The organism is Prevotella pectinovora, assembly GCF_041323955.1.
Classification (GTDB): Bacteria; Bacteroidota; Bacteroidia; order Bacteroidales; family Bacteroidaceae; genus Prevotella; species Prevotella pectinovora.
In genome coordinates this window covers 1,351,812-1,367,095 of sequence record NZ_JBGLIV010000001.1, presented here as the reverse complement: position 1 = coordinate 1,367,095, position 15,284 = coordinate 1,351,812, and the positions used below count along the sequence as shown (strand labels likewise).

General features: G+C 49.4%; 11 protein-coding genes and 2 tRNA genes. 5 read left to right on the top strand and 8 right to left on the bottom strand.

The features are described from left to right. Positions 1-16: 16 nt before the first annotated feature. A complete protein-coding gene (gene metF / locus ACDC99_RS05415; RefSeq protein WP_022317008.1) occupies positions 17-949 on the bottom strand; it encodes a methylenetetrahydrofolate reductase [NAD(P)H] in 933 nt (310 codons plus the stop codon). Between the two features lie 951 nt (positions 950-1,900). On the opposite strand from metF, the gene ltrA reads away from it, so the two are divergent. Next, entirely contained in the window at positions 1,901-3,307 is a 1,407-nt protein-coding gene (gene ltrA, locus ACDC99_RS05410; RefSeq protein WP_370756099.1) for a group II intron reverse transcriptase/maturase, read from the top strand. A gap of 208 nt (positions 3,308-3,515) precedes the next feature. Here the strand turns inward: ltrA and ACDC99_RS05405 are convergent, their stop codons facing one another. The 4 genes from ACDC99_RS05405 to ACDC99_RS05390 all read right to left on the bottom strand — a co-directional run bounded on the left by ACDC99_RS05405 (position 3,516) and on the right by ACDC99_RS05390 (position 7,561). Further along, positions 3,516-4,523, bottom strand: coding sequence for an iron chelate uptake ABC transporter family permease subunit (locus ACDC99_RS05405; protein ID WP_370756913.1), 1,008 nt, complete (start codon positions 4,521-4,523; stop codon positions 3,516-3,518). 112 nt (positions 4,524-4,635) lie between these two features. Further along, positions 4,636-5,784, bottom strand: a complete 1,149-nt coding sequence (locus ACDC99_RS05400) for an ABC transporter substrate-binding protein (RefSeq protein WP_370756097.1) — start codon at positions 5,782-5,784, stop codon at positions 4,636-4,638. 73 nt (positions 5,785-5,857) lie between these two features. Continuing rightward, positions 5,858-6,664 (bottom strand): hypothetical protein, encoded by an 807-nt coding sequence (locus ACDC99_RS05395; RefSeq protein ID WP_044064932.1) that lies wholly within the window; start codon positions 6,662-6,664, stop codon positions 5,858-5,860. A gap of 111 nt (positions 6,665-6,775) precedes the next feature. Beyond that, positions 6,776-7,561, bottom strand: coding sequence for a nitrilase-related carbon-nitrogen hydrolase (locus ACDC99_RS05390; protein ID WP_370756095.1), 786 nt, complete (start codon positions 7,559-7,561; stop codon positions 6,776-6,778). Between the two features lie 116 nt (positions 7,562-7,677). Between ACDC99_RS05390 and ACDC99_RS05385 the strand changes: the two genes are divergently transcribed. From ACDC99_RS05385 to ACDC99_RS05375, 3 genes are all read left to right on the top strand, one after another. Next, positions 7,678-8,958 (top strand): replication-associated recombination protein A, encoded by a 1,281-nt coding sequence (locus tag ACDC99_RS05385; RefSeq protein WP_044072035.1) that lies wholly within the window; start codon positions 7,678-7,680, stop codon positions 8,956-8,958. A gap of 197 nt (positions 8,959-9,155) precedes the next feature. Then, positions 9,156-10,109 (top strand): D-2-hydroxyacid dehydrogenase, encoded by a 954-nt coding sequence (locus ACDC99_RS05380; RefSeq protein WP_278840783.1) that lies wholly within the window; start codon positions 9,156-9,158, stop codon positions 10,107-10,109. Beyond that, positions 10,109-10,732, top strand: a complete 624-nt coding sequence (locus ACDC99_RS05375; RefSeq protein WP_022317113.1) for a trimeric intracellular cation channel family protein — start codon at positions 10,109-10,111, stop codon at positions 10,730-10,732. The genes ACDC99_RS05380 and ACDC99_RS05375 overlap by 1 nt, the downstream gene beginning before the upstream one ends. On the opposite strand, the gene ACDC99_RS05370 is transcribed toward ACDC99_RS05375, so the two are convergent. The 3 genes from ACDC99_RS05370 to ACDC99_RS05360 form a co-directional block, all read right to left on the bottom strand. Further along, entirely contained in the window at positions 10,704-12,887 is a 2,184-nt protein-coding gene (locus tag ACDC99_RS05370; protein WP_370756092.1) for an AAA family ATPase, read from the bottom strand. The genes ACDC99_RS05375 and ACDC99_RS05370 overlap by 29 nt on opposite strands. Positions 12,888-13,047: 160 nt before the next feature. Next, positions 13,048-13,120, bottom strand: a tRNA-Lys gene (locus ACDC99_RS05365). A 26-nt stretch (positions 13,121-13,146) separates the two neighbouring features. Beyond that, positions 13,147-13,219, bottom strand: a tRNA-Lys gene (locus tag ACDC99_RS05360). Positions 13,220-13,857: 638 nt separating this feature from the next. Here ACDC99_RS05360 and rlmD point away from each other — a divergent pair. Further along, positions 13,858-15,276 carry a 23S rRNA (uracil(1939)-C(5))-methyltransferase RlmD gene (gene rlmD / locus ACDC99_RS05355; protein WP_370756090.1) on the top strand — a complete coding sequence of 473 codons (1,419 nt, stop codon included), beginning with the start codon at positions 13,858-13,860 and terminating at the stop codon, positions 15,274-15,276. The last annotated feature ends 8 nt before the right edge of the window (positions 15,277-15,284 follow it).

The window sequence follows — 15,284 nt, the reverse complement described above, 5'->3', positions numbered from 1 at the left end:
TAATATTCATGCGGGGTTATAGTCCGTTCATTATTTTCTCCACGCTCTGTGAAGCGTTCATCGTGTAGAAGTGTATTCCGGGTACGCCATTCTCACGTAGTTCCCTGCATTGGTGTTTTGCCCATTCCACTCCCACAGCCTTCACGTCATCGTTGCTCTTGCATTTCATCAGTTCGTTAGACAACCGCTTGGGGAAGTCGATGTGGAACGTCTTAGGCAGCATCGTCAGATGGTTGAGCGTTGTCAGAGGTTTCAGTCCCGGTATTACGGGCACGTTGATTCCTTCTTTGCGCAGACGTTTCACGAATGCGAAGTATTTGCTGTTGTCGAAGAACATCTGCGTCACTATATATTGTGCCCCGGCGTTCACCTTTGCCTTCAGGTTCTCGATGTCGGTTTCCATGTTCATCGCCTCGTCGTGTTTTTCCGGATACCCGGCCACACCGTATGTGAAAGGTTCAGTGAGCATCTCGTTCTGTACCCCTCCGAGCAACTGTCCGTTGTTGAAGCGGTTTATCTGCTGGCAGAGGTCAATGGCGTGTGCATGTCCTTCAGGCGTAGGAATGAATCTGTTGTCGCTTTTGGCTTTGTCTCCTCTTAGCAGCAGCAGGTCTGTTATACCCAGATAAGAGAGGTCTATCAGTTCGCTCTCTATCTCCGCTGCCGTGAATCCGCTGCAGATGATGTGTGGCACCGTGCGCACCTTGTATCGCTCCTTTATCGCAGCTGCGATTGCCACCGTTCCGGGTCTGTTGAGCACGCTGAGTTTCTTGTATGTCCCGTTGGCGAGTTCGCTGTAAAGGGTGTCGTATCTGTGTGTCGTGATGTTTATGTAGGCTGGGTCAAACGGCATCAGTCGGTCTATTGTGCGATAAATGCTGTCGATACCCTTGCCTCTTAGTGGAGGCAATACCTCAAAAGAAAAGTATGGCTTGTTTTCTGTCGTCATATAGATGATTAATAGTGATAATACAATTGAAACCTGTTTCTTTACCAATTTGAAGAAACAAAATTACTCAAAATCTTTCGCTTTCCTTGTCTAAATACAATATTTAACATACTCCATAAGCTGCCATTGTCTACATCGCTTGGGCAATAGTCTATGAAACGCGTTTGACGTTTTGGCTTTTTATCTGGAACCGGTCATTGAGTCTTGTCAAAATTCTGATTTTTAGAAGAGTGGGGGAGTTTATTACTCGTTTTGTAATTTGAGGACAATTGTAAGGATGAAGCGATGGATGAACCGATTTTTTCGATTTATGTCTTACAAATTGTAAATTTTTAAGGAAAATTTATAGGCTGTGTGGGAACACACAAAAATTGACATAAATTAAGTTGGTAAAAACTTTGGAATATTGAAAAATAGTTATAACTTTGCAAACGTTATCCTGAAAACAATCTTTTTACCTTAAAAGACTAATACCTATTGAAAATTTAAAGCGGCAACCTGTGAAGGCAGCCGCTTTTCTGTTGTATGCTCGGCACGAGCATTGTCTAACGGGTGCAAGTCCCGAGTAAGCCTTAATAGCGGGAATTACATAGCCAAAGGCAAGGGTGTTCATCGTGAGGTGAAATCTGAAAGAAGCCGGTGGCAAACATCTGACCTAACGTACAGAAACTTCATACAAGGCATATGACCGTGGGTAAGGTTGCAACACAGACCAAAGCCCCATAGCTATTCGGAACGGTCGGTGTAAATGAAGTGGGTATAAGATGGAAAGACAATGCCCTTATCCGAGGAGGTCTCACGGACGCTTCAAATAGTTTTTTTTTTTTTACGAAAGAAGCGGAGTAAAGCTTACCGTGAGAAGTCAGCAGACGCCATAGTAGTGCAATAGTCGATAACGTTGCACGAAGGGCTGAACCTAACAATTAAACGATAGTAATTGAAACATACCTCATGAAGGAAAGAATGCAGAAAACATTATCCCAAGTTAATGGCTGCCCCCAAAGAGATAGGTCGGAAACCGAATGGTATGGGGGAGTGCAGACCTTCATGTGGATGTGTGAAGACAACATCGTGGAAGTACCATTCGACAGGGAGCACCTTTTCGAGCAAATCCTCAGTCCTTCCAATCTCAACCGAGCCTACAAGGCTGTTATGAGAAACAAAGGCTGTGGTGGTATCGACAAGATGTCATGCGAGCAGTTGCTCCCATGGCTCATGGCCAACAAGGATGTGCTCATCCGTTCCTTGATGGACGGCTCTTACCGTCCGAACCCAGTGAAAAGGGTAGAAATACCCAAAGACAACGGCAAGATGCGCCTGTTGGGAATACCTACAGTAGTAGACCGTGTGGTGCAACAAGCCATCAACCAAGTACTGACTCCTATCTATGAGAACCAATTCTCCAAGACAAGCTACGGCTTCCGACCGAGAAGGGGATGCCATGATGCACTGCGTGGAGCGCAAAGGATAATCAACGAGGGCTACACCTATGTAGTAGACCTTGACCTTGAACGCTTCTTCGACACCGTGAGCCATAGCAAGCTCATAGAAATCCTCAGCCGTACGATAAAAGACGGCAGAGTTGTCAGTCTTATACACAAATATCTCCGAAGTGGTGTAATGAACAAAGGCTTGTTTGAAGCGAGTGAGGAAGGAACTCCCCAAGGAGGACCGCTAAGTCCGTTGTTGAGCAACATCATGCTCAATGAATTGGATAAAGAACTTGAACGCAGAGGGCTTCCCTTTGTACGCTATGCAGATGACTCGATGATATTTTGTAAGTCCAAGAGGGCAGCAATGCGAGTGAAGGAGTCTATAACCCGATTTATAGAGAATACTCTATATCTCAAAGTCAACAAGGAAAAGACCGTAGTGTCGTATGTGCGCGGAGTGAAATACCTCGGCTACTCCTTTTATGTGATGAAGGGCAAATGCCAACTCACAATGCACCCAAAGTCCAAAGCCAAGATGAAATCAAGGTTGAAAGAACTGACAAGTCGCAGCAACGGATGGGGATACGCCAAGAGAAAGCAAAAGCTGAAAGAATACATAAGAGGGTGGGTCGGCTATTATCATCTTGCTAATATGAAACGTCTCTTACTTGATACTGATGAATGGTTAAGACGTCGAATACGCATGTGTATATGGAAAGCTTGGAAGAAAGTCAAGACAAAAGTGGCAAACCTCATCAGATGTGGCATTAATAAATACCAAGCATACGAATGGGGTAATACTCGCAAGGGCTATTGGCGAATAGCTGACAGCCCTGTTCTAAAAAGGGCGATAGATAACAATAAACTACGCTCCGCAGGGTATGCTACTTTAATGGAGGCATATCTCGAATGGTATCCAAAATAGGAACCGCCGTATGCGGAACCGCACGTACGGTGGTGTGAGAGGTCGGAAAACGAAAGTAGGAAGAAAACTGCTTCGTTTTCCTCCTACTCGATTTCAGAGTTTTCATATAGTTTTTTTAATGCAAAAAGCACCATTCTAAAAGCTTTTTCCTACAATGGTTGTGTAAGCAAGGATTTCCGATATTAGTTTGTCTTACCCAATGTCCGAACTATTTTCTCTTTATAACGAGATATATTATTACCGGTGCTCCGATGAGAGGCGTGACGGCGTTCAGCGGTATGATGTTGCCGTTGGGGGGGAGTGTGCACACAAGGTTGCATGCAAGCGCCACGATGGCACCCGAAATGATGGAACAGGGCATTAGGCTCGATGTGGAGTCGGTGCGGATGAAGAGGCGGGTGATATGAGGCACGGCCAGACCGATGAAAGCCACCGGACCGCAATATGCTGTGGTGACGGCTGTCTGTATTCCCGTGATAAGGAGCAACATGGCACGCACGCGGTGAGTGTTGAAGCCAAGGTTCTCGGCATACTTCTCTCCGAGCAGCAGGGCATTGAGAGGTTTAATCATGAGCAGCGACATGACGAGGCACAATATCGTGGCGGATGAGAAGATGGGCAGGTGCTGCAATGACACGCTGCTGAAGTTTCCCATTCCCCAGATGACATAAGACTGTACTCCTTGTTCGGAAGCGAAGAAGTTGAAGATGGATATTGCCGCCGACGACAGGTAGCCTATCATGATGCCGATTATCAAAAGCACCACGTTGCTAGTCACTATCCTTGAGCACGCCATCAGTAAGGCTATGACAGCCGAAGCGCCAGCCATGGCACCCGTTATTACCGCTGCGAAACCGCTAACCGTGAGCAAGTCGGTAGAGATGCTGCCGTTGAGTAGCAGCATTACGATAGCCACGCCGAGACTTGCTCCGCTGTTTATTCCGAATATTGACGGACCGGCTAATGGATTGTTGAAAGCAGTTTGCAGCATCAGGCCGCAGACTGCGAGCGATGCTCCGCAAAGCGTCGCCGTTATAGCCTGTGGCAATCTCGATTCCATTATGATGTAAGTCCATATTTCCTTGTCTCCGTTGCCGAAGATTATGTTAAGGATGTTTCCGGCAGGAATGTCTACGGAACCTGTGGTGATGTTAAGGATGAAGAGCGCTGCAAGCAATACTGTTGAGCAGACTGCAAATAATCCTTCTCTGGTGATGGTTGTCATGATTTTATGGTTGACGAGTTGTCAAGTTTATAAGGTGGCCCCCACATGTCCTACATTTAAATCGTGAGAGACTGATAACCTTGGCGGCTTTCGGATTGGTTCATTACCTTTCCAACTTGAAGAAATACTTCGGTTCTCCAATTATTGTTGCCATTTCCGGGTGGAAGGCTAATATGAAGTCTCTGAGCAGGAGATGAGGCTCAAACGGAATGTCTTCGAAGAAAGACGTTGCCGCCGTATTGCACCCGTACACCCTGCCGCTCTTGTAAGCCTTTAAGATCGTGTAGCTTGAGCTTTCGGAGGCAAGTCCGCGGAGCGTCAGATGCGAATTGTCGGCTTTGTAGTATCTCAGAAGCCACACGTCAGCGCCGGCATTGTCGTCTATCACGCTTTCCAGCGACTTCTGTATGCTTCCGGAGCTCTTGTCGGCAGCATATGTGTATTTGGCGTTGGCATCGTATATGGTCTGGCTTATCGTGCTTTTGCCGCCAGGCAGATACCACACTCCGTTTTCCACCTTGTCCATCATCACGCTGGGACTGTACTTTGCTTTCTTGGCGAGGTCCTTCAGTCTCATATACTCCTTTTCCGTATTGCTGAACAGGCTGTCTGCCTGTTTCTCCGCTCCCCACAGCAGACCATAGAATTTCACCCATTCTGCCCTTCCCAGAGCTGTCGTTTCCATATAGTCAGCCAGTTCCACGATGGGTAGCCCAAAGTTCTCCAGCTTTCCGTATCCTCCGGAATTCTGCATTGGCGATATGAAGATGGCGTCGGGCGAGAGGGCTATTATTCTCTCTATGTTGGGTTGTGTGGAATTTCCACAGTTTGTGGTCTTGTTCTCCTTCAGCCTTTGCTTGATCCACGTAGAGTTCATGTAGTCCACGTCGAAAGCCCCTGCCAGTATATTCTCTTTTCCTAGTTTCTTGGCGAGTTCAGCATGCACGGATGTTGCTATGAGCGAGTGGGAGAGCGGTATGCCAACCACCGTTGCCCCGTCGGGTGCCTTGTCGTAGCCATCCTTCTTGCTTTTGTCCACGAGGATATATGTGTGTAGTGTTTTTCCTTTGTTCCATGGGTCGTTGAGTTTCACTTCCGTATGGTCGTTGAATTTCACTATAGAGATGTTTTCCGAGTATTTCAGATGTACGGTGTCCCCCTCCTTTCCATCCGCAGCCTGTTGCTTGTTGCCCTGGCATGCAGTGAGAAGGAGGGGGATGATGATAAGGAGAAAATATATTTTATTTCTCATATTCGGTTCATGTGGATTTTCTTGTCCTAAGCTTGTGCGGCTTGCATTTTTGCCGCAGGCTGCGGGTGTAGGCTTAGAGATCGTCGTCGTCAGCCACGTCGGCAGCTTCGAGCGACAGGTCTTCTGGGTTTTCCTCTATTGTCGTACGGTAGCTTTCCTCTGTCAGCTTGTCGTCATCAAATTCGTCGAACTCGTCCTCGTCGTTGTATTTGTCGTCTCTCAGGTCGTCATCCTCGTCTTCGTCATCCTCGTCGTCTCTGATTTTCAGATTGTCCTCGTCGAGGTCGAGCTTCGCCTTCTCTTCTATAGGCTTCAATTTGGCGAAGATGGCTTCAGTCCATGCCCCCTTGGGTATTTCGAGCACTTCGAATCCGTCTTCCACTTTTTTCTCATACATTCCGCCCTTTTTGTGTAGTCTGTCCTTCGGCAAAGTCGTGGTGCTGATGTCGAATCCGTTCTGTATGATGTCCTGGATGCTCTGCGATAGCGACTCCCATCCTCCTCCGAAGTTTCTTTCTATCACTTCCAGGAGTTTGCTTGCCGAGATGTGGCGTATGTTTTCGTATGTGAGGTCGGTCACACGCATTATGGTTTTCTTCTTTATTCCGAACTTCAGTCGGTTCTTTTCGTCGAGTTTCACGGATCCCACTTTCAGTCCTCTCGCTTCATATTTGCTTATCACCTCCGGTCTGTCGATTTTCACCTCTTCGATTTCGAAGGCGCTTCGTATGATGTCGAGATAATGCTTTATGTTGTCGCTCAGATCAGCGTCTTTCTCTCCAGCCTCCAGCAATCTGAAGATGTCGTTTTCCTGAAGGTCCCAGACGTTGCTTTTGTTAAGTGTCTTTAGGGTAAGTGCTTTTTTTCCTGCTTCTTTCATGTCAAATTATTACAAATGCTTTATTATATACTAATGTTTTCTGTTATTGTTGTTTTAACTCGATAGAGAATTTATCACTAGCTTTTCATCCTATTGTGTTTAAGTTCCTTGTCAAAGACTTTTTTCTATGATGCAGAATTCGTCTTTGTCATCGAGCACAGGGAATGTCTTTCTGAATTTATCCAGCTTTTCAATGTCCAGCTCCGCGCTTGTCCATCCTTCCTCGGCTCCTCCGCCTGCCATCACCTTGCCGTATGGCGACACTATGGCGCTGGCTCCCGTATAGGTGCATTGGTCGTCGGTTCCCACTCTGTTGGCTCCCAACACGAAGCATTGGTTCTCTATAGCCCTTGCCTTGAGCAGCGTGCTCCACACCTCTTCTCTCGGTGTGGGCCAGTTTGCCACACATATTATGGCGTCGTAGTCGAGGTCGTTTCGGCTCCACACGGGGAAGCGTAGGTCGTAGCATATCAGCAGCAGAAACCTCACTCCCTTGTATTCCGCCACCACTCTTCTCGTGCCTGCCGTGTAGCTTTTATGCTCTCCGCCGGCAAAGAACAGGTGCTTCTTGTCGTAGTGTTCCACCCGTCCGTCGGGATAGACGAAATAGCTTCTGTTCACGAATTTCCCCCCGTCGGTCTTGACCGACAGACTTCCGCATATTGCGGCATCATGTTTCCTGGACATGCTTTTCATCCATGCCAGCGAGCCGTTGGATGAGCAGAAATCCTCTTCCTCGGCTATTCCTTCCGGACTGGTAGCAAAACCGGTGCTCCACATTTCTGGCAGTATGTATATGTCCGACTTGGGTGCCTGACAGAGTAATACCTCCGCATTCTGTTGGTTATCAGATGGTTTTCCCCATACGGTGTTCGTTTGCAGAATTGTCGCTCTCATTTATTATCGTTTTTTGCCCCCAAAGGGTGTTGCAAAAGTAATACATTATCCTTTATCAGCAAGTTTTTGGAGGATATTTTTTGCACGTATGACATATATTTCATAATTTTGCAGATATGAGTCAACCATTAGCTGAAAGAATGCGGCCCAATACTCTCGATGAGTACATAGGCCAGCGACATTTGGTGGGAAAGGGAGCTGTGCTGCGCAACATGATAGAAGCGCGGCGCATCACCTCTTTTATATTATGGGGCCCTCCCGGAGTGGGCAAGACCACATTGGCGCAGATCGTGGCAAACACGCTGCAGCTGCCTTTCTATACGCTGAGCGCCGTGACGAGCGGTGTGAAAGACGTGAGAGAGGTTATAGACAAAGCACGTGGCGGCAGATTCTTCAACGAGGGCAACCCGATACTCTTCATCGACGAGATCCATCGTTTCAGCAAGAGCCAGCAAGACTCCCTGCTCGGAGCTGTGGAGAAGGGCGTGGTGACTCTGATAGGCGCCACTACCGAAAACCCCTCCTTCGAGGTTATCCGCCCATTGCTCTCGCGCTGTCAGCTCTATGTGCTGAAGCCCCTTGGCGACGACGACCTCATGGAACTCATGCAGCGGGCAATCACCCATGACCCCGAACTGAGCCAGCGCCAGATAGTGCTCAAGGAGACTGGCGCCATTCTCAGATATAGCGGTGGCGACGCACGCAAGCTGCTCAACATCCTGGAGCTTGTAGTGGAATCGAGTTCCGACGAAAAGGTGGTGATAGAAGACAAGCGCGTGGTGGAATGCCTGCAGCAGAACCCCATGGCCTACGACAAGGGCGGCGAGATGCACTACGACATCATCTCTGCCTTCATCAAAAGCATCCGAGGTTCAGACCCGGATGCAGCGCTCTATTGGCTCGCCCGCATGATAGAGGGAGGCGAAGATCCGTCGTTCATCGCCCGCCGCCTCGTGATAAGCGCTTCTGAGGATGTCGGACTTGCCAATCCTAACGCCCTGCTGCTTGCCAACGCTGCCTTCGACGCTGTGATGAAGATAGGATGGCCGGAGGGTAGAATTCCGCTTGCCGAGGCAACGGTCTATCTCGCCGCTTCGCCCAAAAGCAATTCTGCCTACAACGGAATAAACAAGGCGCTGCAGATTGTGAGGCAGACAGGCAACCAGCCCGTGCCTCTGCATCTTCGCAATGCGCCTACGGAGATGATGAAAGACCTGGGCTATGCTTCTGGCTACAAATACTCCCACGACTATCCGGGACATTTCGTGGAGCAGCAGTTCATGCCCGACTCGCTTTGCGACACGAGAATTTGGGAGGCGCAGCATTCTCCCTCTGAAGACAAGCTCTACCGCCGCATGGTGGAATGTTGGGGAGACAGGTTCAAAGATGGAAATTAATGAAAAACATACCGTTTATATAAACTGACATATAAACAGGTGGGTAATAAACAGGTAAATATAAACAGACAGAAAAAGAGAAAAACATTTAAAGAACAAGGAGCTTTCCCATTGAGACAGACGGTTTGACTGCTGCGGCCATTCCCGAATTCTTATAGGGATTCTTTGGATTTTATTAACTGAAAAACAAGAAAATCATGAAAATAGTAGTATTAGACGGATATGGAATGAATCCCGGAGACCTTAGCTGGGATGAATTGAAGAGTCTGGGAGAAGTGGTGGTCTACGACCGCACAGACAGTAATGACATCATCGCAAGGGCAGCAGATGCCGACGCGGTGCTCGTGAACAAGGTGGTGCTTGATGAGAAAACGCTCAAGAGCCTGCCCAAGTTGAAGTATGTAGGAGTGCTCGCCACAGGCTACAACGTGGTAGACGTGGCAGCTGCCGCTGAATGCGGAGTGACCGTGACCAACATTCCTGCCTATAGTACCGACAGCGTGGTGCAGATGACCTTTGCCCACATTCTCAACATCACGAACCGTGTGGCTCACTATGCGCGCCTCAACCGCGAGGGCAGATGGAGCTCAAACAAGGATTTCTGCTATTGGGACACGCCGCTGCCTGAACTGTCAGGACTCACGCTAGGAATCGTTGGACTCGGAAATATCGGAATGAAGGTGGCAAATATCGCCCGCAACTTCGGTATGGAGGTTTATGCCGACACGAGCAAGAATTCAGCTAGTCTGCCTGAAGGAATACAGAAGACCACCTTCGAGGGACTTCTCGGAGTGTGCGACATCCTAACCCTTCATTGTCCGCTCACCGACAAGACCCGCGAACTCGTAAACGCCGAGACCATCGCCAGGATGCGTCACGGGGCAATCATCATAAACACAGGCCGCGGACCTCTCGTCAACGAGGCCGACGTGGCAGAGGCGCTCAAGTCTGGACAACTGTCAGCCTATGGCGCCGACGTGATGTGTCAGGAGCCGCCGCGCAAGGACAATCCGCTTCTTTCATGCAGTAATGCCTTCATCACACCGCATGTGGCATGGGCAACGTTCGACGCCCGCCAACGCCTGATGCGCATAGCGGTAGACAACGTGAGGGCATTCATTGGTGGAACGCCTAAAAACGTGGTCAGCTGATGGAGTCGTTGCAGTTTATAATCGAGCTTCTCGGAACTTTCGCGTTTGCCATATCGGGCATACGCTCCGCCTCGTCGAAGAACTTCGACTGGTTTGGCGGCTATGTAGTAGGTCTTGCCACTGCTATCGGCGGCGGTACGATAAGGGATGTAATGCTCGGGCAGGCACCTTTCTGGATGACCAATTCTGTATATATGGTATGCACGGCGTTCGCCCTTCTCACTTTTGTGATGCTGAAACGTCAGTTCACGCGGCTCAGCAAGACGTGGTTCCTATTCGACACCCTTGGTCTTGCCCTCTTCACCATCGCCGGACTGCAGAAGACCCTGATTGCCGGATATCCGTTCTGGGTGGCCATCATCATGGGCTGCATGACGGGAGCTGCCGGCGGTGTGCTTCGCGACGTGCTAGTGAATGAGGTGCCGCTGATTTTCCGAAAGGAGATCTATGCCATCGCCTGCATTTTGGGCGGTCTCGTTTATTGGGTCTGCACGCTCGTTGGCGTGCCTGTGGCACTTACGGTCATTATCACATTCTGGGCAGTTGTGGTGGTGAGAATTCTCGCCGTGAAATACAGCATTTCGCTGCCAGTGCTCAAAGACCCTGATCTTTGGAAAAAATAGTATCTCTGTATTTCCACACCATGTTGACAATCTCCTCACCATATTTCTCGGCTTTCACTCTGCCGATCTGAGGGATTGTCATTAGGGTGTGAATGTCTGTCGGCAGCAGGCAGGCTATGCCCGTAAGCGCCTTGGTGGTCAGTATGCAGTATGCCGGCAGTCCTGCCTCCGTGGCTTTCGTGTGGCGCCATTGCTTCAGCGTTTCGAGCAGCAATGGATGGGCTGCATCTTCGGGGATGTCTGCCTTGGCAACAGTCGCCGTTTTGGTTCTTTTCCTTTCCGCTGCAGCGCCTTGGCGGTTGTCGCCAAGGAGAAGCGCAGCCTTGTGGGTGAGATATCCGTCAACTGAGAATTTCTCGTTGCGTGCATATTCCAGCATTCCCGTTTTCATAATCAGCGCCTCAGCCAGCAGTTCCTTTGCGTTGGCAACCTGTTTGGCTGTCTGCTTGTTGTTTGTGGCTAGTTCAGATTTCTTCAGCAGGTCGGAGATGGTAGTTGTCTTCTCCAGGAAATAAACCGCCCCTTTCGTTATGCGCCCCTGCAGTTCGTCGCCTACGCAGCCGCCGGCCGTTTCCTTTGTCACGGCTGCCATTCTCTCGTATTGCATCTTGAATCTAGCCGCTACAGTCTCCACGTCGCTTTTGAAAGTCTCCAGCGCTACCTTGTATTGCTGCAGAAGGTCGGGATACGCCTTGTATAGATGTTCGTCGATGACCCTGGTGATGTTTGCCAGCGCCACCCCAAGTGGCTTGAAGTCGAATAGCCGTGTGATGAGGCTCGTGGTGTAAGCGCGCCGCATCCTTTCCACGTCGCTCTCCGTAGGTATGCCGTTGCGGATTTCCCTGGTGTAAGCGTCCACCGTAGAGTCGCTTATCAGCGAACTGCGTGTGATTGGTGCGGCGAGCACCATGCCTTGCAGCGTCTTGCATCGGCTCAGCGCCACGTAGGTCTGTCCGTGTGTGAACGAGGCGTGAGCATCGATAATGGCGTGGCTGAATGTCAGTCCCTGGCTTTTGTGGATTGTTATTGCCCATGCCGCCTTTACGGGAAACTGGCTGAATGTGCCTTCCACCTTTTCCTCAATCTCGTTGGTCTGTGCGTTTATCCTGTATTTGCAGTTCTGCCATGTCTCCCTTTCCACGTCGATTACGCCGTCCCTGTCGGCAGGTCTCACGCTAAACCCCTTTTCGTTTATGGCGCACACTTCGCCTATCATGCCGTTGTAGAAGAGTTTGGCTGCCGATGAGTCGTTTTTCACGAACATCACCTGTGCTCCCATCTTCAGTGTCAGTTTTCCGTCTGTGGGGTAGGAAAGTTCAGGGAAGTCGCCCTCCACGGTTGCCGTATATGTGTATGGCTTTGTGGGCAGTGCTTCCATTTCCCTGTCGTTTGTCGCCTGTGCGAAGCTGTTGTGTGTGGTGAGCCTTATGTATCCGTCTTCTTTGCGCGGCTTGAAATTGGGTATGCAGCGAGAGTTCAGGGTGCTGAGTGCCTCGTCGTCGATGTTTTTAGAGCGTATCTTGTTGAGCAGTTCCACGAAATGCATGTCGTCCTGTCTGAATACCTGTTTCAGTTCTATCGTGGCGTAGTCGGTGGCTTTCAGTGCCCTACTGTCGAAGAAGTAAGGCGAGGCGTAATATTGGCTGAGCATCCGCCATTCCTCCTCTCTCACTACGGGTGCCAACTGCTCCAGGTCGCCGATGAGCAGCATCTGCATCCCTCCGAACGGCTTGTCGCTTCGTCGCAGCCGCCTCAGCGCGTCGTCGATGGCGTCGAGCAGATCGGCCCTCACCATGCTCACCTCGTCGATTACCATGATGTCTGCTCCGCGTATTATCCTCAGTTTCTCCTTTCCGAATCTGTAGTGCTGCTGTTGCTGGTTTCCCGTGTGGGTGCCTGGCACGTAGGGCGAGAAAGGTAGTTGGAAGAAGGAGTGGATGGTCACTCCTCTGGCGTTTATCGCCGCTATTCCCGTTGGTGCCACTACGATTATCCTCTTCTTTGATTTCTTTTTCAGCTGGCGGAGAAAAGTGGTTTTTCCCGTGCCCGCCTTGCCTGTCAGGAAGAGGTTGTTGCCGGTTTCGTTGGCTATTTTCCATGCCGACTCCCATTCAGGGCTTGTCACTATGTAGTTGTCTGGGGTATTGTTGTTCATGGAGACAGTGGATTTTTGAGTATTGCAGAGTTTCTAATTTGCTCAGATTGCTATTGTTTTCCGTTTTCCGTCATTCGTAATGTCGTGAAACACTGTTTTTCTATTTTGTGTAGAATAGGTATATACACAAAAAAAGGAGACTTTTAAAAGCCTCCTTAAGTACGTCTGCAGGGGTTCGAACCCTGGACCCTCTGATTAAGAGTCAGATGCTCTACCAACTGAGCTACAGGCGCATCACTAATTATTTTCTTGTTTAAAGTACGTCTGCAGGGGTTCGAACCCTGGACCCTCTGATTAAGAGTCAGATGCTCTACCAACTGAGCTACAGGCGCATTTTCAATTGCTATCGGTTTAGTGATTTCCGAATTGCGAGTGCAAAGGTATGGAGTTTTGTTTAAACTTCCAAATGTTTACGGAGTTTTTTTTAATAAAATGTTGTTTTGGTAAATTCTTGTTACAAAAGTGTCTGTAATTACATTATTTAATATATAGATGCGGGTATATATCCATCGAAGATTTTATTTGAGTCGGCAGGTATACTAGTGTGTTGCTTTTATCTTGGCAGTTTAAGCGTCCTGATGACCGATTGGGATTTGATAAGTCGTTGGAACGATGCAAAAAACTGTTGGTTCTTACCCCAAAAGTCTATTAAAAGCCAATGAAAAGAACCATGGTTATGGAATGGTAATGCCCCAAGTCTGCTTCGCGAAAGGCTGACTATTTGGTTCTTCGCTACACAATAAAAACTACGCATTTGTCGGATGAGCCTATTATCTATTAACGTGGACACAGCGCTTTATTAACAGAATTTTGCAGATTGTGGAAGTCCGTTTATTTGTTTTTCCCTCCATATATTCGTATCTTTGCAGTTGCAAACGAGAAGTCGCCGTCAGGCAGTCCTGGCGGATGATTTCCTGACAATAAACCGTAATCCGAACGTTGCGGCAATGATACAGAAATAAAGACAATTATGGCAAGAAAGAAAAAACCGTTACCAATACTTGAGAACATACAGATAACCGACTGTGCGGCTGAGGGTAAGTCGCTGGCGAGAGTGAACGACATGGTAGTGTTTGTGCCGTTCTGCGTGCCGGGCGACATAGTAGACCTGCAGGTGAGGAAGAAAAGACACAGCTATATGGAAGCCGAAGTGATACGCTTCGTTGAGAAAAGTGCCGTGAGGGAAGAGCCTTTCTGCGAGCACTTCGGAGTGTGTGGCGGATGTAAATGGCAGAACCTGCCATATGATAAGCAGCTCGAGATGAAGCAGCGGCAGGTGTATGAGCAGCTCACACGCATCGGAAAGGTGGAGCTGCCGGAGTTCATGCCGATCCTCGGCAGCCGGAAGATTCGCGAATACAGGAACAAGCTGGAGTTCGGCTGCTCCAACAAGCGATGGATGACTCGCGAGGAGATTGCCAGCGGTGAGCCGGCAGGGGAGATGAGGGCTATAGGATTCCACATCACGGGAGCCTTCGACAAGATTCTGCCAATCCACAACTGTCATCTGATGGACGGATTGCAAAACGAAATCAGAAACTTCATCTATCAGTATGCGATCGACAACGACCTCACGTTCTTTGACCTCAGACAGCAGACAGGGCTGCTGCGCGACGTTATGGTGAGGAATTCGAATACAGGAGAGTGGATGGTGCTCGTGCAGTTCCACTACGACGAAGAGGGCGACCGCGAGCGCTCGCTGCAGCTCATGGAGGCGCTGGCAGACAGATTCCCGCAGATAACCTCGCTGCTATATGTTGACAACCAGAAGTGTAACGACACATTCGGCGACCTGGAGCTGACTCTCTACAAAGGCAACGACCATATCTTCGAGATTATGGAGGGTCTTCGCTTCAAGGTGGGACCGAAGAGTTTCTATCAGACCAACACCGACCAGGCATACCATCTGTATTCCGTGGCACGCCAGTTCGCCGGTCTCACTGGCGAGGAGGTTGTCTATGACCTCTATACCGGAACGGGAACGATTGCCAACTTCGTGGCACGCAGCGCCAAGAAGGTGGTGGGAATTGAATACGTGCCCGAGGCTATCGAAGATGCCAAGGTGAATTCGGACATCAACGGCATCGGCAACACGCTCTTTTTTGCGGGCGACATGAAGGATATTCTTACCGACGACTTCATTGCCGGTCATGGCCGTCCCGATGTGATAATAACCGACCCGCCACGTGCCGGAATGCATCCAGACGTGGTGGAGACAATCCTCAGGGCAAAGCCGAGACGCATCGTATACGTGAGCTGCAACCCTGCCACACAGGCACGCGACCTGCAGCTTCTCGACCGTTTGTACAAGGTGGTGGCAGTACAGCCCGTAGACATGTTCCCGCATACTCCGCATGTGGAGAATGTGGTGGCGTTGGAACTGAAATGATTTGAGTC